Raw genomic sequence first — 20,150 nt, forward strand, 5'->3', positions numbered from 1 at the left:
CGGTAGTCCACCGAAAGGGGGGTGAATAGTGGTGGCGATCCCCCAATCGTCCGCGGCGGCCCTTAGGTGGCTGCAACCTGGCGTCGGAACCACAGCTCGTCCGCGCAATCTTCGGAACATGCTCGCCAGGATGCGATCAGGTCCCGGGGCCGGAGTCTCAATCCGCAATTGAGACAGCGGCTGCTGCTCAGTCGGCGGGGCACATAGGTCATCTCCAGTCCTTTCGTTATGGCTATCCAATTGTGATGGATAGCCATAACACTGCCAATGAGTAATTTCGGTGCACTTGCTGAGTGACTGATTACGGACCCGTGCCGGAACCGGATTTTGACGCGCTCCGCGAGGAACTCGCGCGAATCCGTCACGAGCGAGGCTGGTCTTACGACCAGCTTGCAGCGCGCTCAGGAGTCGGAAGGGCCACTCTCGTGTCCATGGAAAGCGGCAAGCCACGCCGGAACCCCGACAAGCCGGCGTCGCGGGGCAGCCTCGAATCGTGGTACCGGATAGCGCGGGCCTTTGACGTCGAGCTTGGGGAGTTGCTCCGGCCGCTGTATGGCAAGAGGCACTGATCTAGCGCCGCAGCGCGTAGACCGCGCCGGCCACGACCGTGCCGAGGGCGCCGCCGAAAGTATTGGCGACGACGTCGCGGTAGGTGGCGAAGCGGTGGGGGAGGAGCAGGTACTGAACGAACTCGATCGAGGTCGACGCGGCGGCGCAGATGAGGAGTGCCAGCCACCACCAGCGGCGCCCCAGAACGAGGCCGATGAGGATGCCGAGCGGCACGAACATGCCGACGTTGGCGGCGAACTCGATCTGCTGATACCCGATCGAGCGCGGGAGACCCTGGGCGTGCAGCTGCGCGATAAGGTGCAGCAGATCTGACCTCGACGCCGAGTCGACCGGCGACGGCCAGAACACCACGAACGCCACGCCCAGCCCGTAGAGCACGAGCAGCACGGCCGCGACGGTGCGCAGCACGGGCGCTGATGATTTCGTCATAGGAAACGACGACACTACCCGATCACGCTGGGGTCGAGCTGCGCTCCGGCCGGGGCGAGCGCGAGACACGGTAGCGGCCCGAGAGGAAGCCGATCACCCACTCGATCGGCCCCTTGCCGACAAATCTCCACCACAGGATGCCGGCGCCGGGCACCGCGAGCACGATGAGAATCCAGGCGGAATAGTTGTTCTCGCTGAACACGAGCGTGCCGCTCTTCGCGAGCCAGGCCACGATCGCCACCTGCAGAACGTAGAGCGAGAGGGCGACTGTGCCGATCGCCCGGAAGGGCACGAACACGTCGCGGATGAAGCGCGCGGGCGCCTCTGCACGCACCGTTGCGAGCAGCATGATGACCGCCAGGGCGCCCAGCACGAGCCCGGTGTCGTGGAGGGTGTCAAGGTAGCTCCCCGAGGGCCCACGCTGGACCGACCACAGACGACGGATGAGGAAGTCGCCTCCCCAGGCGAGAGGGGCGAGGATCAGCATGGTCCAGGCGAGCCGTCGCGACGAGAACCCGATCCTAAACACGACGGCGCCGAACAGGAACCACGGCAGGAGGTTCGTCACCCGGTAGTGCGGGTTCAGGAAAACCCAGTCGAGGAAGGTCGCGCCCAGGCTCCCCGGAAGCGCCATGGTCGGCTCCACGACTCCCGTCACGAAGGCGTTGAGCGGTGCGCCGGCGACAACGACGACCGCGATGACGGCGACCAGCGCCTTGGTCGGCAGGAGAAGAAGGGGAGTGCCGACGGCCAGGACGATACCCAGGAACGACAGGATGATGGCGATCCAGCTTCCCCAGGTCTGCAACCAGACCCCGAGAACGACCAGGATGCATCCGCGGATCACGTTCTGCACGATGACGGCCCGAACGCCGTGGGGGTCGAGACGAGTCTTCGCGAGGACGATCGCCGTCGCCATGCCCATCACGCACGCGAACAGGGGCGACGCCACATCGTTGAGCTGACGCTCGAGAAAGCGCACGGCTCCCGGCACCTGCGGCAGCAGCGGGACGGCGTGGGCGACGAGCATGGCGAAGATCGCGAATCCCCTCGCCACATCGGGAACCACCACCCGATCGGCCTGAGTGCGCGGTGCGACCGGCCTCACCACATGCACGCTCGCCATCGCGTCACCCTTCCCCTCGCGTGCCCCGAGCCTAGACGGGGCCATCGCGCGAAGGGAAATGTGTGATTGCGGTTCAGCCGCCCATGCTTCGGAGCTACGGGGGCTCGTCGCGGGGTCAGACACGGTTCGCCTGACGACAGCGGCGCGGTCGGCGCCGTCGACGTTTCAGATGGAAGACCAGGCCTCGGGGTAGACGAGGTTCGAGAGGAGCGCGACCACCCAGATCACAAGGACGACGCTGCATAGCGCCAACACCGCTACCCAACGCGCCACCGCCGTGACAGTCAGCTTGGGCGGGCGGCTCAATCGCCAGCACCAGACGGCGCTGTTAGCGGCCCCGACAAACAGACATGCTGCAACGCCGAGAGCTTGGCTCGCCCACACACCCTTGCTCTGATCGATGAGAACCACTGTCGCGGTGAAGAAGGCCGCAGCGCTCGCTAAGAGCAGGGCCGCGACCGCCAACAGCACGATTTGTCTGCGTGGCCATGAAGTCCGTGGGGCTCGGTGCACCTTCTTCGGCGGGCCTGCCTCAGCTGTCATGGGAGGGATGCTGTCGGCGTCTTCCGCCCCACTCGCGGTTCCAGTACGCAGCGTTGGCGCTCGTGGTCTTGAGTACTCGATCGGGGGCTGGGGGAGCCGGCCAGAACTGCAGGAGGTAGTGGTCGACGATGCCCTCTGCGAACTCGCCGTCGTGGCCGGCGTCGCGGCCGCGGGCGTTGACGCGTACGCGGTAGGTGGCCGGGGGGAGATCGAGGGTGCCGCCGACGTCTCCGCCCCAGGTCATCCAGACGATCGGCTCGCCCGAACGGAAGGTGGTCGAGACTTCGACGATGTCTTCCCAGTCCTCGAGAGGAGGTTCCTCCGTCCAGTGCTCGACTCTCACCGAAGACCCGCCGCCCCACCGCGCGAGAGGGAGGTAGAGCACTCCCGGAACGGCGGCGGCGACCCATCCGTTCTCCTGACCGGCGAAGAACCGGTCGGCGCCACCGTCGAAGCCCTCCGCAGCCTGCACGATCTCGAACTGGCCGTAGTTGGTGAACACCAGAGCATCCATCAGCACCGATCTCATGCTCGAACTCTAGCGATGCCTCAGCGGCGGTCGATGAGGTGGCCGCGCACGATGAGCAGGCAGCCACCGGCGATGCCCGCGATCCCGATGACGAACAGGATCGTGGGCCCCAGCTGGTAGTTGTGGACGGTCTGCGGGCCGATCGCGTCGTCGGGGCTGTCGTAGGTGCAGTCGATGCCCAGGGGGAAAAGACTCACGCCGCCGGAGACCTCGGTGTTCTCGTAGTAGGGCCCACCAACCGTGGGGAACGGGCCGTGGTAGCACTGCACCTCGGCCGGCGCCCATCCGTTGTGTACCCGGCCAAGGAGGAGCATGAGCACCACGACGATGCCGAAGACCACGATGAACAGCCACCCGACGACCCTGTGCCCGCGTGCGCTCATGGGTTCAGAGTAGAGCGCGACCGCGGCCAGGACTCAGTCGATGGCGTCGCCGGCGATCTCGCGGAGGGTGGTGAGGTGGGTGCGCCAGACCGTGCGGCCCTCGCGGGTGAGGGTGAGGGAGGTGCGGGGCATCTTGCCGGCGAACGACTTGCCGACCTTGAGGTAGCCCGCGGCCTCGAGGGAGGAGACCTGCTTGCTGAGGGCGGAGTCGGTGATCTCGACGGCGTCGCGCACCTCTTTGAACGAGAGGGTGCCGGCGCGGTCGAGAGCGGCGACGATCGAGAAGCGCACGGGGTTCTGCAGAAGCTCGTCGAGGCGGTGGCGGGGGTGATGCTCGGTGCTGGTCACGGCCGACCCTCTCGGGCTGCGCTCACGAGGGCCACGGCGAGGATGAGCCCCGAGGTGATGGCCGCCAGCACGACCGAGCCGTGTGCCCACGCGACGACGGCGATCGCCGCGATGTAGGCCACCGACCAGCTGGCGATGGTGAGGGCCCACCGCCGGCTGCGGGCGAACGCCGAGCGGCCCCTGATGCTGATCATGAAGAACAGCAGCAGCGCGAACGCCACGCCCAGCGTGCCGACGTAGGCGAGGCCGAACGCGCGCCCGGTGGTGAGCGCCATGGCGAAGGTACCCATCGACGTGGCGACGCCGAGGGCCAGGATGAACGCGATGTACGGCCAGCGCGTCGCCTCGTGCGCAGACCGGCTCAGACGCTCCGCTCGATCGAGGAGCTCGCGGGCTTCCGCTGGTGTGATGGTGTCGCTGGGGTGCATGATGCCGCCTTTCCTTGGTTCAAGGATGGCATGTAGTTTCCATTAAGGCAAGTAGTTGCAGTTGAGCGACTTGGACAGCTCTCAGTTGCTGCTGCTGGCGCGCTCGAGCGTGATCGTCGGGTCGTCGAACGGGCCGCTGATGGAGCAGAAGGAGGCGCTGGTCCAGTCGCCGGAGTCGGCGGTCCAGTGCACGTGCATCATGAGGGCGTCGGGGTCGTCGGAGACGGGGGTGGTGATCTTCTCCTCGGCGATGGGGTTGGTGTCGGCGGGGTCGAACGGCGTGTAGGTGCCGGGGCTCGCGACGGTCTCCTCGGAGAGTCCGACGCAGACCTCGTAGGCGGCCTCGAGGTCGTACGGCGCCGCGGCCGTCGGCTCGGGCGTCGCCGTGCCGCTGGGCGTCGTGGTCGGCGTGGGAGGCGGCGTCGAACTCGGCGTGGGCGTCGGGGTCGATGAGGGGGTGGTGGCGACCGTCTCGGGGGGTGCGGGAGTCGCGGTGCACCCTGCCAGCCCTGCACCCGCCAGAAGCGCGGCGGCGGCCGAGGCGGTGACGATCTTCAGTCGAAGTCTCATGCTGCGAGCGTACGACGATCGTCGACTTGCGCACGGGGGCCGCCGGCCACAAATCCGAGTATTTGTCAGCTACGCTTGCCGGGTGCCCGCCCACCGCATCCTGAGCCTCGACGTCGTGCGCGGGGGGATGCTCGTAGTGAGTGTGGCCGTCGACTCGCTGCTGGCCCAGCCGGAGTGGTTCGGGCACGCAGTGTGGGAGGGGGTGCATCCGGTCGACGTCGTGTTCCCCGTCTTCGTGACGCTGTCGGGATGCGGGCTTGCTTTTGCCATGCATCGCCGCGTGCGAGCATGGCCGCTGCTGCGACGGGTGGCGATCCTGCTGGCGGCGGGGCTCGTCTACAACGCGATCGCGCTCGACAGCTGGAGCCTCGACGACTGGTGGCTCACCGGCGTGCTCCAGCTCTACGCCGGGGTGGTGGCCGTGCTGGGCCTCGTGCACCTCATCACCCGCACCTGGTGGGGCTGGGCCATCGTCACCGCGGCGTTCGCGACGACCCACACCGTGCTGCTCTCGGCGTGGGCGAGCGGATGCGCGGGGCTGGTTCTTACGCCCGACTGCAATCCTTCAGGGGTCATCGACCCGGCCGTCTTCGGGGTGCAGCACATCTACCATCAGGGTGCGCTGGGGCACGACCCAGTAGGGCTCGTCGCCCTGCTCGGCGCGCTGGTGAGTGCGTCGGCCGGCGCGACGGCGGGGCACCTCATGCTCAGCCCGCGACTCAGCGACGGGGGAGTGGGGCGGAGCGCGCTACCTCTGATCGGACTCGCCGCGGGGGCGGCGCTCGCCGGGTTCCTCACGATCTGGGTGCCCGAGATGGTGGCGGGCGTGCATCCGCTCGCCATGAAGAGGTTGTGGACGCCGCCGTTCGCCCTCTGGGTGGCGTCAGGCACCTCCCTCGCCCTGCTGGCGGCGCACCTCGCGGTAGACCGGCGCCGCGTGGGGCGGGGCGTGCGCGCCGCGGTCTGGCCGCTGGTCGCGCTCGGGCGCAACAGCCTGCTCGTCTACTTCGGATCGCACGCGCTCATGAGCGTGCTCACGAGGTCGTCACCGTCAGGGGGCACCCCGGCTGCCGAGATCGCGGCGGCAATCGCCGTCGGCGGGCAGCCGCAGCTCACCTTCACGCTCGCGATGCTTGCGTTCTGGGTGGCGTTGGCGGCGCTGCTGCACCGACTCGGCGTCTACCTGCGGCCGTGACGCGCCGAGCGAGCCGCGCATCCGATCGCCGTCACTTGATCGCGATCGCGTTCGGCGGCGACCCCACTCCGCCGATGAGGTGGAGCGGCTTGCAGGTCACGAAGAACTCCCAGACGCCGTCGGCGGCGCACGCCGCCGCGAGCTCGTCGAGCCGCCACAGCTCGCCGAGCGCCATGCCGAGCAGCGCGATGAGGGGCCGGTGCAGCATGCCACTGTGGTCGACCCCGCGCTCGGGCGGCCTCTCGCCGGGCGAGCGGAAGTCGCTCTCCAGCACCGGGTCGGCCTCCACGGCGAGGTTGTCGGCGGCGACCAGCGCGATCTGGTGGTCCCACAGCCACCGCACCACCTCCTCACGCTGCGCCAGCCCGGGCGACCGCCGCCACGGGATGCGCGCGCGCTCGGCCTCGGTCTGCCCGAGGTACTGCTCTGCCCATCCGGTGCGCAGCAGGAGCAGCTCACCGCCCTCCCACTCCACCCCCTGCTCGGCAGCCATCTCGTCGAGCATCTCGGGGCCGACCGCGATGGTGGCGGTCGGATCGTAGGGCAGCCCGTGTCGCGCGAAGTACCGGGGCAGGTCGAGCAGCACGCCGCGGCCGGCGAGACCCGACTCGGCGTAGGCGTGCACCCCGAGCGCGACCGACTCCGGCGAGTTCTCGGCGCTCGAGAGGCCGTTGTAGAACCCGTGCTCGGGGTGACCGATGTGGCGCAGCGCGTCGATCTGCGACGACGACTGCAGGTAGAAGGAGTCGACCCAGTCGTCGCGGTGCCACTCGTTGTTCGAGAACACCTCGTGGCGGAGGGCGCGCCGCGTTCCGGTGGGGTACGGCTCGAACGCCGTCACCGGGTGGTCGAGCCCGAAGCGCCGGCCGGTGCGGATGAGGCGCGACGCGGCCGAGACCCGTTCTGCCGTCAGGAAGTTGGCGGTGCCCAGCTCGTCGCCAGGCCCGAACACACCCCAACTGGAGCCGGAGGGTGTGCGCTGGAGGAGCTCGTCATAGCTCGGAATTCTCATGAGGTCGTGCCTCTCGCGTTCCGCGAAGTTCTGCGGTGAGCGCTGAGGTCGTTCTCAGCAGCTCGGTGATGATGGTCGACCCCGCGGAGAGGTCGGCCTGGGGGTCGGCGCCCAGCAGCCCGACGGTGGCGGCGATGCCGAATTCGTCGAACACGGGGGCTGCCGCGGAGAACACCCCTCCCGACTGGGAGGCGATGCAGTAGCCCGCGCGACGCGCGGTGTAGACGGCGGCTTCAAGCTCGGCGCGCTGGGCCGAGGTCATGCCCTCGGTCATCCAGCCCATCGCCCGTTCGTCGGTGAGCTGCCCGAGGAACACCCGCGACTGGGCCGCCGTGGCGTCGAGCTGCGCTCCGGCGCGCACGGTCACCACAGCGGTGCGGCTGCGGTCTTCCTCCACCAGCGTCACCACAGGCCCCCGCGCACCCCACAGGCTGAGCACCGCCGTCATGCGCACTGCGGCGCTCAGCGAGGCCAGACGCGGGGGAGCGATCTCCACCACCTGACGGCGGCTGAGGGCGTGGATGCCGAGCTGCAGCATGAGCCCTCCCAGCACGAACGTTCCGCGCCGGGGGCCACGGTCGAGGATGCCTGCTGCCACGAGCGACGCGCAGTAGCGATAGGCCGTGGTGCGGTTGAGCCCGAGCCGATCGGCGACGTCGGCGGCCGTGAGCTCGGCCGTGTGAGGGCCGAAGAGCGCGCAGATCTGACCGACTCGGGCCACCGCCTGGATGTCGGATCCGGATGCCTCACTCGCGCCGTCGGTGTTCGCCATGACTGAAGCGTAGTTCAGCCGGCGAACAACGCTGCGGGTGAGTTCGAGCGCCACCGGAGCCGACATCCGCGCTCTCAGCCCGCGAGCCAGGTGGTGAGCTTCGTCGACACGTCGTTGAAGTTCTCGGCGTACCAGTCGACGTCTTGCAGCACGGTGCCCCCGGTGTTGGCGGGGCCGTACACCTCGACCTGCTTCGTGAACTCGTCGAGTTCGGGCTTCGCCGCGGTGTTCACCGGTGCCACGCCGAGCAGCTCCGAGATCTTCGCAACCTGCTCCGGTTCGACGACGCTCGAGATGAAGTCGACGGCCGCATCCTTGTTCGGAGCGCCCTTCGGGATGGCGAAGGCGTTGAGCGAGGCGACGGTCTCGTCCCACACGATCGTGATGTCCATGCCGCCCTGCAGGAGCGGCACCAGCCGCGAGTCGGGCAGCAGGAACATGTCGACCTGGTCGGCCTCGACCGCCTGCTGCAACGCCCCCACGTTCGGCGCGAAGGTCGTGACGTCGCGGATCTCGCCGAGCTTGTCGAGCGCCCGGTCGACGTCGAGCGGGTAGAGCTCGTCGGGGTCGACCCCGTCGGCGAGCAGCGGGTACTCCAGGATGCCGTTCTGCAGGTTGGTGACGATGCCGCGCTGGCCGGGGAACTTCTCGGTGTCGAAGAAGTCGGCGACCGTCTTCGGCCCCTCTCCTGCCGGGAACGCGTCGGTGCGGTAGGCGACGGGTGTGGCGTTGATCCAGTTGCCGAGGTAGCACTCGCCGACCGTGCCCTCGACGAGGTCGGTCTGGTCGATGCCGCTCAGGTCGAGCGGTTCGAACAGGGTGTCGCAGTTCTGCTGGGCGGCGTACGGGGCCGTGGCCATCACGTCCCACTGCACGGCGCCGCTCTCCACCTGCGCCTTCACCTGCGCCACGTCGGGCGGCGAGGTGTTCACGAAGGTGATGTTCGGGTGGGCCTCGGTGTACGGCTTCTGCCACGCCTCGATCTGGGCGTCCTGCCCGCCGCCGCCGTAGCCGACGAAGGTGATGGTGGCGGGTGCGTCGCCGCTGGAGGCGGAGTCGGTGCCCGAGGCGCCGGTGCTCGCCGGGGTGCCGCCGGCGCAGCCGGCGAGGAGGGCGGTGGCGGCCACGAGGCCGGCGCCCGCCGTGAGGATTCTGGATCGGGACGTCATTGTCATTCTTTCCTTTGCTGGTGTGGGTGTGCAGGGAGGGTGGAACGGATGTGGGGGGCGGCTCAGGCGGCGACGATGCGCTGGCGCTCGGGCCGCCACCACGCGGTGACCTGGTCGCCGAGCGACAGGGGGGAGTCGAGCGCATCGATGCGCGCCCGGCCGAGCGGCCCGGTCGGCGAGAGCTCGAGCATGACCGTGCGGTACGCGCCCATGTACTCCAGGTCGCGCACGGTGGCGGCGATGCAGTTGGCGCCCGAGGGCACCTCGGCGGGGGAGGCGGCGATGCGCACGTCTTCGGGGCGCACCACGACGGCGGCGTGAGTGGCGACCCCCGGATGCGCGGTGACGGTGGCGGGGTCGACCGACCAGGTGTTCCCCTCCCAGGCCGCCGAGGTACCGAGCCCCGAGCCGCCCGCCGAGCCGCCCCCAGAGCCGCCGAGGTCGAACACGTTCGAGTCGCCCAGGAACCGCGCGGTGAACAGTGTGTCGGGCGCCCGGTAGAGCTCCTCCGGCGAGCCCACCTGCTCGATGTGCCCCGCGTTGAACAGCGCGATGCGGTCGGAGAGGTTCATCGCCTCCTCCTGGTCGTGCGTGACGAACACGAAGGTGGAGCCGACCTCGCGGTGGATGCGGCGGATCTCGGTCTGCAACGCAGCCCGCAGGTTGCGGTCGAGCGCGCCGAGCGGCTCGTCGAGCAGCAGCGCCGCCGGGTCGAACACGATCGCGCGGGCGAGCGCCACGCGCTGCTGCTGCCCGCCCGAGAGCTCGGAGGGGTAGGCGCCGTCGCGGCCCGGCAGCTGCACGAGCTCGAGCACCTCGGCCACCCGTCGTGCGGTCTCGGCCTTCGACACCTTGCGCTCCCGCAGCGGGTAGGCGACGTTCTGGGCCACCGTCATGTGCGGGAAGAGCGCGTAGTTCTGAAAGAGCATGCCGAGGTTGCGCTTGTGCGGGGGCAGGCGCCCCACGTCGGTGCCGTTCAGTGCGATCGTGCCGCTCGTGAGCGTCTCGAACCCCGCGATGAGGTTGAGCGTCGTGGTCTTGCCCGAGCCGCTCGGGCCGAGCAGTGTCATGAACTCGCCCGGTTCGATGGTGAGCGAGATGGCGTCGACGGCGGGCGCTGCCGAACCGTAGCGCTTGGTCACCTCGGTGAGCCTGATCTGGGTGGACACGGGGTCTCCTAACGGGTCTTCTTGCGGCTGCCGATGAGCAGCGGCACGAGGAAGATGACTGTCACCACGACCACCACGAGACTCGACGACGCCGAGATGGTGGGGTCGAGCTCGAAGGTGACGCTGTTGTACATCTGCACGGGCAGGGTCTGGAACGTGGGCGCCCTGAGGAACAGGGCGATCACCACCTCGTCGAACGAGGTCACGAAGGCGAAGATGGCTCCGGTGAGCACGCCGCGGCTGATGAGCGGCATCGTCACCCTGAGGAACGAGCGGAACGGCGGGGCGCCGAGCGACGCGGATGCGCGCAGCAGCTTCGGATCGAAGCCGCCGAGCGCGGTGGTCACCGACACCAGCACGAACGGCACACCGAGCGCCGCGTGAGCCAGCACGTAGCCCTGCAGGGTGCCGACGAGGTGCCACTGCAGGAAGGAGATGTACACCGCCACCGCCACGACGATCGCCGGGGTGACCATCGACACCATGAGCAGGGTGCGGAGGAAGCCGGCGAAACGCCCGGTGAGCCGGTTGAGGCCGACCGCCGCCGCGGTGCCGACGACCGTCGCGATGAGCGCGGCGAGGATCGCCACGAGGAACGAGTTGCCGAGCGAGCCGAGCCAGATGGGGTCGGTGAAGAAGTTCTCGTACCAGCGCAGCGAGAAGTCCTTCGGAGGGAACTCGAACGCCGAGGCCGAGCTGAAGCTCAGCGGGATGACGATGAGCGTGGGGAGGATGAAGTACAGCGCCACGAGCGTGCCGACGACGACGAGCCACCACGGGATGGGGTCGACTCCACGGTCGCGGCGCCTCGGCCGGCGCGCGGCGGGAACGGTTGCGGTCATCACTGGTCCTTCGTCTGCGAGGTGCTGGCGACGCCGAGCGCCGAGATGGTTCCGCCGAAGCGGTTGGCCCAGGCCACGAGCGCCAGCGTGATGACGAGCACCAGGATGCCGAGGGCGCCGGCTCCGGCGAAGTCGAGCAGCTGCGTGGTGCGCTGGGCGAGCAGCTGGGCGATGAGCGACTGCTGCGGCGAGCCGAGCAGGGCGGGGGTGACGTAGAAGCCGAGGCTCAGGGTGAACACGAGGATGAGCCCCGACACCACGCCACCGCGGGAGAGCGGCCAGTACACCTTCCAGAACGCCACGAGCGGTGAGGAGCCGAGGCCGCGTGCGGCGAGCAGCAGCTTGCGGTCGATGGCGCCGAGCGAGCTGAACAGGGGGAGCACCATGAACGGCAGCAGCACCTGGCTCATCGCGATGGTGACGCCCACCACGCTGCCCTGGAAGCTGACGTCGGTGACGCCGAAGAACTCGAACACGCTCTGCACCGGGCCGCCGCGCTGCAGCAGCACGATCCAGGCGTAGTTGCGAGCCATCACCGAGGTCCAGAACGGGATGAGCACGATGACGAGCAGCACCCCGCGGAGCCTCGGGCCCACCCTCGTCATGAGGTAGGCGTAGGGGTAGCCGAGGAGGAACGCGACCACGGTCACGATGACGGCGGTGAGCGCCGTGCGCCCCAGCACCGTCATGGTGACGCCGTCGGTGAACAGGCTCGCGTAGTGCTCGAGCGTGAACTCGGGGGTGCCGATGCTGCGGAAGAAGCTCTGGATGAGCGGCGTGAGCAGCACCACCGCCAGGAGGCCGAGGGCGGGAACGAGCAGCAACCAGCTCGCCCGTGAGGTTCGGGTCGTCGTCATCGTCTATCCGTTCACCTGGGCGCTGAGCTGCTCGGCAGCCTCGCGCAGCATCGCCACACGCTCCTCCGACTCTCCGGAGGAGGGCAGCATGGTCGTGGTGCCGAGCACGGCCATGGCCGCCTGCACCTCGTGTCGGCCGAACACGGGAACCGCGACCGACGACAGGCCCACCCGGCCGAGGTCGGCCCAGGCGAGGCGGTCGCGCCGCACCTTCGCCAGCTCGGCGTTCTCGCGACGGGCCTCGTCGGCGTCGAGCCCCGCGTGCATCCGTGCCACCACCGCAGGGTCTGACTGGAACGCGAGCAGGGCCCGCGACTGCGCGGCCTTCGTCTCGAGCACCGTTCCCACCCGCACCGTGAGCACGATCGTTCCGGCCCCCGCCTCTTCGACGTGGCCCACGACGGCACCTGAGCGGCCGAGGAAGCTCACCACAGCGGTGAGCCCGGTGCGGTCGGAGAGCTCGCGCAGCATCGTGGGGGCGAGGGAGAGGATCTGCTGGCGCCCCGACACCAGGCCGGAGAGCTGATCGACCAGGGGGCCTGGGCCGTAGCTGCTGCTCAAGAAGCCCGACACCTGCAGCGACGCGAGGTAACGGTGCGCGGTGGTGCGGTTGAGGCCGAGGCGCTCCGACACCAGGGCGGGGGAGAGCACCCGGGTGTTCTGGTCGAACAGTGCGAGCACCATCGCAGCCCGCTCGATCGACTGGATGCCTCCGCGATCGACGTCGTGGATCGAGACCACGGGTTCAGGCTCGTGCGCCTGGTCGGTCGTGCCGTTCATCGTCACCTCCTCCTCGAGGGTCGGGCTGTGCTGCCGCACTCAGTAAAGCAAGCAAATGTTCATAATGCAATTCCCAAATCCGTATGACGAACACCTGCGACCTGCCCGAAAGTGCGTCATTCAGCGGATCTGGCTGGACATTCCCGCAAAAAGTGCATATCGTGAACGCCAATCCCACTATACGAACAAGGAGGTTCACGGATGCTCGACACCCGAGACTCGCCCATCCCCTCACCCGCCCTGCTCAAGGTGCTCGACGGCGCTGTCGACCTTCACGTGCACTCCGGGCCGAGCCCCTTCCCCCGCCGACTCGACCACGTCGAGGCCTCGTACGACGCGGCTCGCATCAACATGCGGGCCATCCTCATCAAGTCGCACCACCACAACACCGTGATGGACCTGCTGGCGATGAAGGAGCTGCTGAAAGACGCTCCCACCCCCGCCTTCGGCGGCGTCGCACTCAACTCCGAGGTGGGCGGGGTGAATCCCTCGGCGGTCGCCGTCGCCATCCAGATGGGCGGCCGTGCCGTGTGGGGGCCGACGGTCTCGGCGGGTCAGCACATCCGTGCCCACAGCCATGACGACGGCTTCCCCACCGCGGGCTCGAACCTCGAGGAGAAGGAGGAGACGATCTGGGCCGAAGACGGCACCGTCTCGCCCGAGGCCGTGCGGGTCACCCAGCTGGTGGCCGAGGCGGGGATCATGCTCTCGGGCGGCCACCTCGACGCCGACTCGATGAAGGCCCTCTTCGCCACTGCCCAGGAGAACGGCGTGCGCCGTCTGCTGCTGCACCACCCCGACTTCATCGTCAACGCCTCGGAGGGCGACGTGGAGGAGATGCTGCGCTACGGCGCGTATGTCGAGCACGAGATGTCGATGTACCACCCGGCGGTGCCCGCGCCCGGCTTCCCCATCCAGCAGCTCGTCGACTGGATCGAGCGGGTCGGCCCCGAGCGCACCGTCATCGACTCCGACCTCGGGCAGAAGACCAACCCGTTGCCGGTCGACGGCTACATCTACGTCATCCAGCAGCTGCTCGACCACGGGGTGAAGGAGAAGGACGTGCGGCAGATGATCTGCCGCAACACCGCCTTCCTCCTCGGCCTCGAGGAGTCGGCCTGATGCGCACCGCCGAGAAGGTGATCATCAGCACGGCCATCACCGGGTCGGTGAACGTGCCCTCGCAGAGCGACCACCTGCCCGTCACCCCCGACGAGATCGTGACCTCGGCGCTCGACGCGGTGGCGGCGGGGTCGGCGATCATCCACCTGCACGCGCGGCACCCCGATGGCCGGCCCGCCTGGCAGGCCGAGGTGTACGAAGAGATCGTGCCGCGCATCCTCGATGAGACGGATGCGGTGATCAACATCACGACGGGCGGCTCGTCGGCGATGACCATGGAGGAGCGGCTCGCCGGGGCGCTGCGCTTCGCACCCGAATTGGCCTCGCTCAACATGGGGTCGATGAACTTCGTCTATTCGGGGATCGCCGACAAGGTGACCGAGTGGAAGCACGACTGGGAGAAGCAGTACGTGCTGAACACCTACTCGCAGCCGTTCATCAACTCCTTCGAGCGCATCGAGCACACGCTGCGCGAGCTCGGCGAGGGCCTCGGCACGCGGTTCGAGTACGAGTGCTACGACATCGGGCACCTCTACACGCTCGCCCACTTCGCCGAGCGGGGCCTCGCGAAGCCCCCGTTCCTCATTCAAGGCGTGTTCGGCATCCTGGGCGGGATCGGAGCCCATCACGAGAACCTCACCCACATGGTGGCGGTCGCCGACAAGCTGTTCGGCGGCGACTACTCGTTCTCGGCGTTCGCCGCCGGGCGGGCGCAGATGCAGTTCGCCACTCACTCGGCATGGCTCGGCGGCCACGTGCGGGTGGGGCTCGAAGACAGCCTGTGGATCGGCAAGGGCGAGCTCGCCACGAGCAACGCCCAGCAGGTGGTGAAGATGCGTGCCGTCGTCGAAGACCTCGGCCGGCAGATCGCCACCCCCGACGACGCCCGCCGCATGCTCGCACTCAAGGGAGCCGAGCGCGTCTCCCTTCCGACCCCGTGAGGACACCGCAATGACCATGTATGCCAAAGACGACATCCGTTCCCGCCTCGCCACCGCTCCGGCGCCCGTGCGCGAGGGGATCGACGCATCGACTCCCATCAAGCCGTCGCAGTGGATCGCGTTCCGCGACCAGGAGCCGAGCGAGGTGAGCGACCTCGGCAGCCGCACCTGGATCGCGCGCGCCGCCAACCTCGTCATCGCCTACTCCGAGGCAAAGGCCGGCGAGGAGTTCGCGCGCGACGACCAGCCCGACGAGTACGCGGTGCTGATGTACTCCGACAGCGCGCCGCTGCGCGTGACCGCGGGTGCCTCTGCCGGCGCATCCGGATCCTCCGCCTCCTCCGTCGAGGTCGACGAGGAGGCCTTCGTGGTGGTGCCGCCCGGCGCGAGCACCATCGAGGTGCTCGCCGACGGGCCCGTCATCCGCGTGTTCTCGACGGTCGACGAGGGGCTGCGCACCAGCGCGCTGAACGCCGCCGCCTACGACTCGCCCGATCTTCGCGCGGCCCCGCTCGAGCCGTGGCCCGACCCGGTGGGCGGCTTCGCGCTGCGGGTGTACCGGCTCGCCGACACCCCGATCGCCGAGGGGCGATTCGGCCGCATCTTCCGCACCACGACGCTCATGGTGAACTTCCTCGCCGAGGAACCCGGGCCGCGCGACGCCCACAAGCTCTCGCCGCACCACCACGACGACTTCGAGCAGATCTCGTTCGGCGTGAAGGGAACGTTCGTCCACCACATCCGCTACCCGTGGGGGCCCAACTCGGCGAGCTGGCGCGACGACGAGCACCGTGAGATCGGCACCCCGTCGATCTGCATCATCCCGCCGCCCACCGTGCACACCACGCAGGGCGTGGGGGAGCACCAGCAGCTGCTCGACATCTTCTCGCCCCCGCGTCACGACTTCTCGGCCTCGGGCTGGGTGCTGAACGCCGACGACTACCCGGCAGCATGATCGGGTCGGGCCGCCGCACGAGTCTCTTCCGCACCGCGCTCGCGCGCCCCTCGGGGCCGCCGCTCGGCACCTGGTCGAAGATTCCCGCACAGGAGACCATCGAGCTGCTGGCGCTCGCAGGCTTCGACTTCGTGGTCATCGACCTCGAGCACTCGGCGATGAGTGCCGAGTCGGCGTCGCGCCAGATCGGCGTCGCCCTGCTCGCGGGCATGTCGCCGATCGTGCGCGTGCCGTCGCTCGCGGGCGGCCTCGTGCAGCGGATGCTCGACGCGGGCGCCGAGGGAATCATGCTGCCGCACGTCGACTCGGCGGAGGAGGCGCGGGCCGCGGCCGCCGCCGTGCGCTTCCCGCCCGCAGGAACCCGCGGGGTCGGCAGCACCAGCCGTGCCGGGGCGTGGGGTGCGGTGCCCCGCGAGGAGTACCTGCGTTTCGGCGACGAGGTGGTGCTCATCGCCCAGATCGAGAGCGCCGCAGCTGCGCGGGCGGCTGGAGAGATCGCGGCGGTCGCCGGGGTCGACGCTCTGCTCGTGGGCGCCGCCGACCTCTCGGTGAGCGAGGGCCTCCCCGAGAGCGATCCCCACGTGGTGCAGCTCATCGCCGGCGCGGTCGAGGCCTCGCACGCCAGGGGGGTGCCCGTGGGCAACGCGGGAGGCGCGACGACGGACGCTGTGCGAGCGTCGATCGACGCCGGTTTCGATTTCACGATGCTGAGCAACGACGCGAGTCTGCTCGGCGGGGCCGCTACGGCGGCGGTGCGAGCGGCACGCTCGGTGACCGCCACGATCCAGGAGAACGCATGAGAATCAGAACAGTCGATTCGAGGAGGAAGAGATGACCGACAGCAGCCGCGCAGGGCTCCTGCACGACAAGGTCGTGCTGGTGGTCGGGGCGAGCGCGGGCATCGGGGCGGATGCTGCCCGGGTGTTCGCCGAGCACGGCGCCAGCGTCATGCTCGTCGCCCGCTCCGAGGGGCCGTTGCGGGAGGTGGCCGAGGCGCTCGCCGCCGACGGGCACACGGCCCACTACGCCACCGGCGACATCAGCGTCGGCGCCGATGTCGCCCGAGTCGTCGACGAGACCGTCGCGCGATTCGGGCGCCTCGACGGCGCCTTCAACAACGCGGGCCTCACCCAAGCGGGCCGGCTCGACGAGGTGAGCGAAGACGAGTTCGACCGCATCCTGGCCGTCAACGTGAAAGGCGTGTGGTTGTGCCTGCGCGAGGAGCTGCGCGTGATGCGGGCGGCCGGGGCCGGTTCCATCGTCAACGTGAGCAGCATCGGAGGGTTGCGGGGGAGCTCGGGAATGGGGGCCTACCAGGCGACGAAGCACGCGGTGATCGGTCTCACCCGCACCGCGGCTCACGACAACGGCCCGCTCGGCGTGCGCATCAACGCGCTCGCACCGGGGCCCACCGAGACGCCGATGCTCCAGCAGACACGGGTCGCCATCCCCGGCGGGGTCGAGGCGCGCGTCGCGGCGACCCCGCTGCGGAAGGTCGGCACCGGCGCAGAGGTGGGCGAGGCGGCGGCCTGGCTGCTGAGCGATCTCGCCAGTCACATCAGCGGCGTCGTGCTGCCCGTCGACGGAGGCTTCAGTGCCTGAGCGACAGGCCACGACGCCCCACCTCGCCCCGACGGGCACGCTGCGGCTGCCCTCGCGCATCCACGTGGGATACGGGGTGCGCGACCAGGTTCCGGCCCTGCTCGCCGAGCACGGCTCGCGGGTGTTCGCCGTGGTCGATCCCTTCCTGGCCGATTCCCCGGAGTTCGTGCGACTCGTCACGCGGGCCCGCGCAGCAGGACTCACGGTGACGGTGCACAGCGAGGTGTCGCCGGAGCTCCCGGTCGACTCGCTCACCGCATCCGGAGCCGCCGCTGTCGGCGATGCCCCCGACGTCGTGCTCGCCTACGGCGGAGGCAGCTCGCTCGACGCGGCGAAGCTCATCGCGCTGCTCGTGACGCACGGCGGCACGCTCGCCGACTACTACGGCGAGAACCGCGTGCCCGGGCCGGTGCTGCCCGTCGTGGCGGTGCCCACGACGGCGGGCACGGGCTCGGAGGTCACTCCCGTGGCCGTCGTCTCCGACCCGCAACGCGAGATGAAGCTCGGCATCTCGAGCCCGCACCTCGTTCCGGCCGCAGCCGTTGTCGACCCGGAGCTCACCCTCGGCGCACCTCCCTCGGTCACCGCGTATGCCGGCATCGACGCACTCGTGCACGCCCTGGAGTCGTACACCGCCGCACCTCTTCCCCTCGATTGGAGTGGAGGACTCCCCGTCTTCACGGGCAGCAACCTCTTCGCCGACCAGCTCGCGCTCGAGGCGGTGCGCCGGATCGCACCGTACCTCGCGCGAGCCGTCGCCGACGGCTCCGACCGGGAGGCGCGGGAGCAGGTCGCGTACGGCAGCCTGCTGGCGGGGATGTCGTTCGGGCCCACCGGAACGCACCTCTCGCACGCGCTGCAGTACCCCATCGGCGCGCTCACCAAGACGCCGCACGGTCTCGGCACCGGGCTCATGATCCCCTACGTGCTGCAGGCCTGCGTGCCCGCCGTTCCCGAGCGCCTCGCCGAGCTCGACCTTGCGCTCGGCGGTCGCGCCGACGACACCTGGGTCGCCGCGCAAGACGCCGTCGACCGGGTCGCCGAGCTCTGCCGCACCATCGGGATCCCGGCGAACCTGGCCGAGATCGGCATCACACACGACCAGTTGCCGCACATCGCCGAGCTCGCGCAGGGTTCGGCGAGGCTCCTCGCCATCTCGCCGGTCGGCTCGGAGCCCGGCACCCTCCTCACCATCCTCGAGGCCGCCCACGCCGGCGACCGCAGTCTCATCGCAGCCTCGGCCAGGCCGGGCCGCGGAAAGGGAAATCTCTCGTGACCGTCACCACCGCATCCACTTCGACCGCCGAGGCGGGCGCGTCCGGGAAGCCCTGCGCATCCGTCCCCCTCGTCGCCGAGCTCTTCATCGACGGCGAGTGGCGGCAAGGGAGGGAGGGCCGCACCTTCCCCGTCGTCGACCCGAGCGACGGCAGCACGATCGCCGACTTCGCCGTCGCCACCCCCGACGACTGCCTCGCCGCGATCGACGCCGCCGCAGCTGCCCAGGACGGGTGGGCGGCGACCCCGCCCCGGCGCCGGAGCGAGCTGCTCCGCGCTGCCTACGAGGTGCTCACCGAGGAGGTGGAGCTGTTCGCCGAGATCATGATCAGGGAGAACGGCAAGTCGTACGCCGATGCGATCGGCGAGGCGAACTACGCCAAGGAGTTCTTCCGTTGGTTCGCCGAGGAGGCCGTGCGCATCCCAGGCGAGTACCGGCTGTCGCCCGCGGGCGACAAGCGCATCGTCGTCGACCGGCAGCCCATCGGGGTGTCGCTGCTCATCACGCCCTGGAACTTTCCGGCGGCGATGGCCACGCGCAAGCTCGCGCCGGCGCTCGCGGCAGGGTGCACGGTCATCCTGAAGCCCGCACGCGAGACACCCCTCACCGCGGCCTACGTCGTCGACGTTCTGCGTCGGGTGGGTGTGCCTGCCGGGGTCGTGAACCTCGTCACCCCGGTGAACACGGGGCCCGTGGTCGCCGAGATGCTGGCCCACCCCGCCGTGCGCAAGCTCTCCTTCACCGGGTCGACCGAGGTGGGGCGCGAACTGCTCCACGCCTGCGCCGACACCGTCGTGAGCGCGTCGATGGAGCTCGGCGGCAACGCGCCCGTCATCGTGCTGCCGGGAGCCGACCTCGATCTCACCGTGCGCGAGTCGCTGTTCGCGAAGATGCGCAACGGCGGCTCCGCCTGCACCGCGGCGAACCGCTTCTACGTGCACTCGAGCCTCCACGACGCCTTCGTCGAACGGATGCGCTCAGCGCTCGCCGAGGTGCGCACAGGCCCCGGGCTCGACCGCAGCAACGAACTCGGAGCGCTGGTGTCGGTGAAGGAGCGCGACAAGGTCGCAGCGCTCGTCGACGTCGCCGTGAGCGAGGGCGCCAGCGTGGTGCAGGGTGGGAGCAGCTCGGAGGAGGGGGCTTTCTACGACGCGACGCTTCTCACGGGCGTGCGGCACGGCTCCACGATCACGGGGCAGGAGATCTTCGGCCCTGTCACCGCCGTCGTGCGCTATGACGACGTCGACCAGGCGGTCGACATGGCGAACGACACCGAGTTCGGGCTGATGGCCTATGTGTTCGGCGAAGAGCGGGAGGCGATCGCCGTGGCGCGCCGGCTCGAGGCCGGCATGGTCGCGGTGAATCGCGGCGTCGTGAGCGACCCGGCGGCCCCGTTCGGCGGCGTGAAGCAGAGCGGACTGGGCAGGGAGGGGTCGAGCGAAGGCATCCTCGAGTTCCTCGAGGAGAAGTACATCGCCCTCACCGCCTGACGGGGGCGAAGGGCGGGTGCACACCGAGCGTCCGTGCCGCCC

Annotated in this window: 24 protein-coding genes; 9 read left to right on the top strand and 15 right to left on the bottom strand. The window is 69.5% G+C overall.

Translation table 11 applies throughout. The features are described from left to right. Window positions 1–311 precede the first annotated feature (311 nt). Window positions 312–569, top strand: a complete 258-nt coding sequence (locus ABFY20_RS04730) for a helix-turn-helix transcriptional regulator (protein WP_368499737.1) — start codon at window positions 312–314, stop codon at window positions 567–569. Between the two features lies 1 nt (window position 570). On the opposite strand, the gene ABFY20_RS04735 is transcribed toward ABFY20_RS04730, so the two are convergent. From ABFY20_RS04735 to ABFY20_RS04770, 8 genes are all read right to left on the bottom strand, one after another. Beyond that, window positions 571–999 (bottom strand): VanZ family protein, encoded by a 429-nt coding sequence (locus tag ABFY20_RS04735; protein ID WP_368498789.1) that lies wholly within the window; start codon window positions 997–999, stop codon window positions 571–573. A gap of 22 nt (window positions 1,000–1,021) precedes the next feature. Further along, window positions 1,022–2,125, bottom strand: a complete 1,104-nt coding sequence (locus ABFY20_RS04740) for a DUF418 domain-containing protein (RefSeq protein ID WP_368498790.1) — start codon at window positions 2,123–2,125, stop codon at window positions 1,022–1,024. A 165-nt stretch (window positions 2,126–2,290) separates the two neighbouring features. Then, window positions 2,291–2,668: a hypothetical protein gene (locus ABFY20_RS04745; protein WP_368498791.1), complete on the bottom strand. Its 378-nt coding sequence runs from the start codon at window positions 2,666–2,668 to the stop codon at window positions 2,291–2,293. Further along, window positions 2,658–3,197, bottom strand: coding sequence for a hypothetical protein (locus ABFY20_RS04750; RefSeq protein ID WP_368498792.1), 540 nt, complete (start codon window positions 3,195–3,197; stop codon window positions 2,658–2,660). The genes ABFY20_RS04745 and ABFY20_RS04750 overlap by 11 nt, the downstream gene beginning before the upstream one ends. Window positions 3,198–3,217: 20 nt before the next feature. Continuing rightward, window positions 3,218–3,580 carry a hypothetical protein gene (locus ABFY20_RS04755; protein ID WP_368498793.1) on the bottom strand — a complete coding sequence of 121 codons (363 nt, stop codon included), beginning with the start codon at window positions 3,578–3,580 and terminating at the stop codon, window positions 3,218–3,220. 33 nt (window positions 3,581–3,613) lie between these two features. Further along, window positions 3,614–3,928 carry a transcriptional regulator gene (locus tag ABFY20_RS04760; RefSeq protein WP_368498794.1) on the bottom strand — a complete coding sequence of 105 codons (315 nt, stop codon included), beginning with the start codon at window positions 3,926–3,928 and terminating at the stop codon, window positions 3,614–3,616. Further along, window positions 3,925–4,356 (bottom strand): chemotaxis protein CheY, encoded by a 432-nt coding sequence (locus ABFY20_RS04765; protein WP_368498795.1) that lies wholly within the window; start codon window positions 4,354–4,356, stop codon window positions 3,925–3,927. The genes ABFY20_RS04760 and ABFY20_RS04765 overlap by 4 nt, the downstream gene beginning before the upstream one ends. 81 nt (window positions 4,357–4,437) lie before the next feature. Further along, window positions 4,438–4,926: a hypothetical protein gene (locus tag ABFY20_RS04770; RefSeq protein WP_368498796.1), complete on the bottom strand. Its 489-nt coding sequence runs from the start codon at window positions 4,924–4,926 to the stop codon at window positions 4,438–4,440. 82 nt (window positions 4,927–5,008) lie between these two features. Here ABFY20_RS04770 and ABFY20_RS04775 point away from each other — a divergent pair, with 82 nt between their 5' ends. Beyond that, window positions 5,009–6,121: a heparan-alpha-glucosaminide N-acetyltransferase domain-containing protein gene (locus ABFY20_RS04775; RefSeq protein WP_368498797.1), complete on the top strand. Its 1,113-nt coding sequence runs from the start codon at window positions 5,009–5,011 to the stop codon at window positions 6,119–6,121. A gap of 31 nt (window positions 6,122–6,152) precedes the next feature. Here the strand turns inward: ABFY20_RS04775 and ABFY20_RS04780 are convergent, their stop codons facing one another. The 7 genes from ABFY20_RS04780 to ABFY20_RS04810 form a co-directional block, all read right to left on the bottom strand. Then, window positions 6,153–7,133, bottom strand: a complete 981-nt coding sequence (locus ABFY20_RS04780) for a cyclase family protein (protein WP_368498798.1) — start codon at window positions 7,131–7,133, stop codon at window positions 6,153–6,155. Then, window positions 7,114–7,905: an IclR family transcriptional regulator gene (locus ABFY20_RS04785; protein ID WP_368498799.1), complete on the bottom strand. Its 792-nt coding sequence runs from the start codon at window positions 7,903–7,905 to the stop codon at window positions 7,114–7,116. Before ABFY20_RS04785 ends, ABFY20_RS04780 begins: the two co-directional genes overlap by 20 nt. Before the next feature lie 74 nt (window positions 7,906–7,979). After that, window positions 7,980–9,074 carry an extracellular solute-binding protein gene (locus ABFY20_RS04790; RefSeq protein ID WP_368498800.1) on the bottom strand — a complete coding sequence of 365 codons (1,095 nt, stop codon included), beginning with the start codon at window positions 9,072–9,074 and terminating at the stop codon, window positions 7,980–7,982. A 62-nt stretch (window positions 9,075–9,136) separates the two neighbouring features. Further along, window positions 9,137–10,243, bottom strand: a complete 1,107-nt coding sequence (locus tag ABFY20_RS04795) for an ABC transporter ATP-binding protein (protein ID WP_368498801.1) — start codon at window positions 10,241–10,243, stop codon at window positions 9,137–9,139. Window positions 10,244–10,251: 8 nt separating this feature from the next. Beyond that, complete coding sequence (locus tag ABFY20_RS04800) at window positions 10,252–11,085, bottom strand: ABC transporter permease (RefSeq protein ID WP_368498802.1); 834 nt, start codon at window positions 11,083–11,085, stop codon at window positions 10,252–10,254. Beyond that, on the bottom strand, window positions 11,085–11,942 hold the full coding sequence (locus ABFY20_RS04805) for an ABC transporter permease (RefSeq protein WP_368498803.1): 858 nt from the start codon (window positions 11,940–11,942) through the stop codon (window positions 11,085–11,087). The genes ABFY20_RS04800 and ABFY20_RS04805 overlap by 1 nt, the downstream gene beginning before the upstream one ends. Window positions 11,943–11,945: 3 nt before the next feature. Next, a complete protein-coding gene (locus ABFY20_RS04810) occupies window positions 11,946–12,722 on the bottom strand; it encodes an IclR family transcriptional regulator (RefSeq protein WP_368498804.1) in 777 nt (258 codons plus the stop codon). Between the two features lie 201 nt (window positions 12,723–12,923). Here ABFY20_RS04810 and ABFY20_RS04815 point away from each other — a divergent pair, with 201 nt between their 5' ends. Genes ABFY20_RS04815 through ABFY20_RS04845 form a run of 7 tightly spaced genes read left to right on the top strand, consistent with a single transcriptional unit; the run spans window position 12,924 to window position 20,108 of the window. Further along, window positions 12,924–13,844, top strand: coding sequence for a DUF6282 family protein (locus tag ABFY20_RS04815; RefSeq protein ID WP_368498805.1), 921 nt, complete (start codon window positions 12,924–12,926; stop codon window positions 13,842–13,844). After that, window positions 13,844–14,785: a 3-keto-5-aminohexanoate cleavage protein gene (locus ABFY20_RS04820; RefSeq protein WP_368498806.1), complete on the top strand. Its 942-nt coding sequence runs from the start codon at window positions 13,844–13,846 to the stop codon at window positions 14,783–14,785. Before ABFY20_RS04815 ends, ABFY20_RS04820 begins: the two co-directional genes overlap by 1 nt. A gap of 10 nt (window positions 14,786–14,795) precedes the next feature. After that, window positions 14,796–15,740: a hypothetical protein gene (locus ABFY20_RS04825; protein WP_368498807.1), complete on the top strand. Its 945-nt coding sequence runs from the start codon at window positions 14,796–14,798 to the stop codon at window positions 15,738–15,740. Continuing rightward, window positions 15,737–16,540, top strand: coding sequence for an HpcH/HpaI aldolase/citrate lyase family protein (locus tag ABFY20_RS04830; protein ID WP_368498808.1), 804 nt, complete (start codon window positions 15,737–15,739; stop codon window positions 16,538–16,540). The genes ABFY20_RS04825 and ABFY20_RS04830 overlap by 4 nt, the downstream gene beginning before the upstream one ends. Window positions 16,541–16,571: 31 nt before the next feature. After that, the gene (locus tag ABFY20_RS04835) at window positions 16,572–17,342 is read left to right on the top strand and encodes an SDR family NAD(P)-dependent oxidoreductase (protein ID WP_368498809.1); all 771 of its coding nucleotides are present in this window, start codon (window positions 16,572–16,574) and stop codon (window positions 17,340–17,342) included. After that, window positions 17,335–18,618 (top strand): iron-containing alcohol dehydrogenase, encoded by a 1,284-nt coding sequence (locus ABFY20_RS04840; protein ID WP_368498810.1) that lies wholly within the window; start codon window positions 17,335–17,337, stop codon window positions 18,616–18,618. The genes ABFY20_RS04835 and ABFY20_RS04840 overlap by 8 nt, the downstream gene beginning before the upstream one ends. Then, window positions 18,615–20,108 (top strand): NAD-dependent succinate-semialdehyde dehydrogenase, encoded by a 1,494-nt coding sequence (locus ABFY20_RS04845; RefSeq protein WP_368498811.1) that lies wholly within the window; start codon window positions 18,615–18,617, stop codon window positions 20,106–20,108. Before ABFY20_RS04840 ends, ABFY20_RS04845 begins: the two co-directional genes overlap by 4 nt. The last annotated feature ends 42 nt before the right edge of the window (window positions 20,109–20,150 follow it).

The sequence above is a fragment of the Herbiconiux sp. A18JL235 genome (assembly GCF_040939305.1).
Classification (GTDB): domain Bacteria; phylum Actinomycetota; class Actinomycetes; order Actinomycetales; family Microbacteriaceae; genus Herbiconiux.

Coding starts and splice junctions, on each gene's coding strand:
- ABFY20_RS04735 (WP_368498789.1), bottom strand. CDS start 999: ATGACGAAATCATCAGCGCCCGTGCTGCGCACCGTCGCGGCCGTGCTG.
- ABFY20_RS04740 (WP_368498790.1), bottom strand. CDS start 2,125: ATGGCGAGCGTGCATGTGGTGAGGCCGGTCGCACCGCGCACTCAGGCC.
- ABFY20_RS04745 (WP_368498791.1), bottom strand. CDS start 2,668: ATGACAGCTGAGGCAGGCCCGCCGAAGAAGGTGCACCGAGCCCCACGG.
- ABFY20_RS04750 (WP_368498792.1), bottom strand. CDS start 3,197: ATGAGATCGGTGCTGATGGATGCTCTGGTGTTCACCAACTACGGCCAG.
- ABFY20_RS04755 (WP_368498793.1), bottom strand. CDS start 3,580: ATGAGCGCACGCGGGCACAGGGTCGTCGGGTGGCTGTTCATCGTGGTC.
- ABFY20_RS04765 (WP_368498795.1), bottom strand. CDS start 4,356: ATGCACCCCAGCGACACCATCACACCAGCGGAAGCCCGCGAGCTCCTC.
- ABFY20_RS04770 (WP_368498796.1), bottom strand. CDS start 4,926: ATGAGACTTCGACTGAAGATCGTCACCGCCTCGGCCGCCGCCGCGCTT.
- ABFY20_RS04780 (WP_368498798.1), bottom strand. CDS start 7,133: ATGAGAATTCCGAGCTATGACGAGCTCCTCCAGCGCACACCCTCCGGC.
- ABFY20_RS04785 (WP_368498799.1), bottom strand. CDS start 7,905: ATGGCGAACACCGACGGCGCGAGTGAGGCATCCGGATCCGACATCCAG.
- ABFY20_RS04790 (WP_368498800.1), bottom strand. CDS start 9,074: ATGACGTCCCGATCCAGAATCCTCACGGCGGGCGCCGGCCTCGTGGCC.
- ABFY20_RS04800 (WP_368498802.1), bottom strand. CDS start 11,085: ATGACCGCAACCGTTCCCGCCGCGCGCCGGCCGAGGCGCCGCGACCGT.
- ABFY20_RS04805 (WP_368498803.1), bottom strand. CDS start 11,942: ATGACGACGACCCGAACCTCACGGGCGAGCTGGTTGCTGCTCGTTCCC.
- ABFY20_RS04810 (WP_368498804.1), bottom strand. CDS start 12,722: ATGAACGGCACGACCGACCAGGCGCACGAGCCTGAACCCGTGGTCTCG.
- ABFY20_RS04815 (WP_368498805.1), top strand. CDS start 12,924: ATGCTCGACACCCGAGACTCGCCCATCCCCTCACCCGCCCTGCTCAAG.
- ABFY20_RS04820 (WP_368498806.1), top strand. CDS start 13,844: ATGCGCACCGCCGAGAAGGTGATCATCAGCACGGCCATCACCGGGTCG.
- ABFY20_RS04825 (WP_368498807.1), top strand. CDS start 14,796: ATGACCATGTATGCCAAAGACGACATCCGTTCCCGCCTCGCCACCGCT.
- ABFY20_RS04830 (WP_368498808.1), top strand. CDS start 15,737: ATGATCGGGTCGGGCCGCCGCACGAGTCTCTTCCGCACCGCGCTCGCG.
- ABFY20_RS04835 (WP_368498809.1), top strand. CDS start 16,572: ATGACCGACAGCAGCCGCGCAGGGCTCCTGCACGACAAGGTCGTGCTG.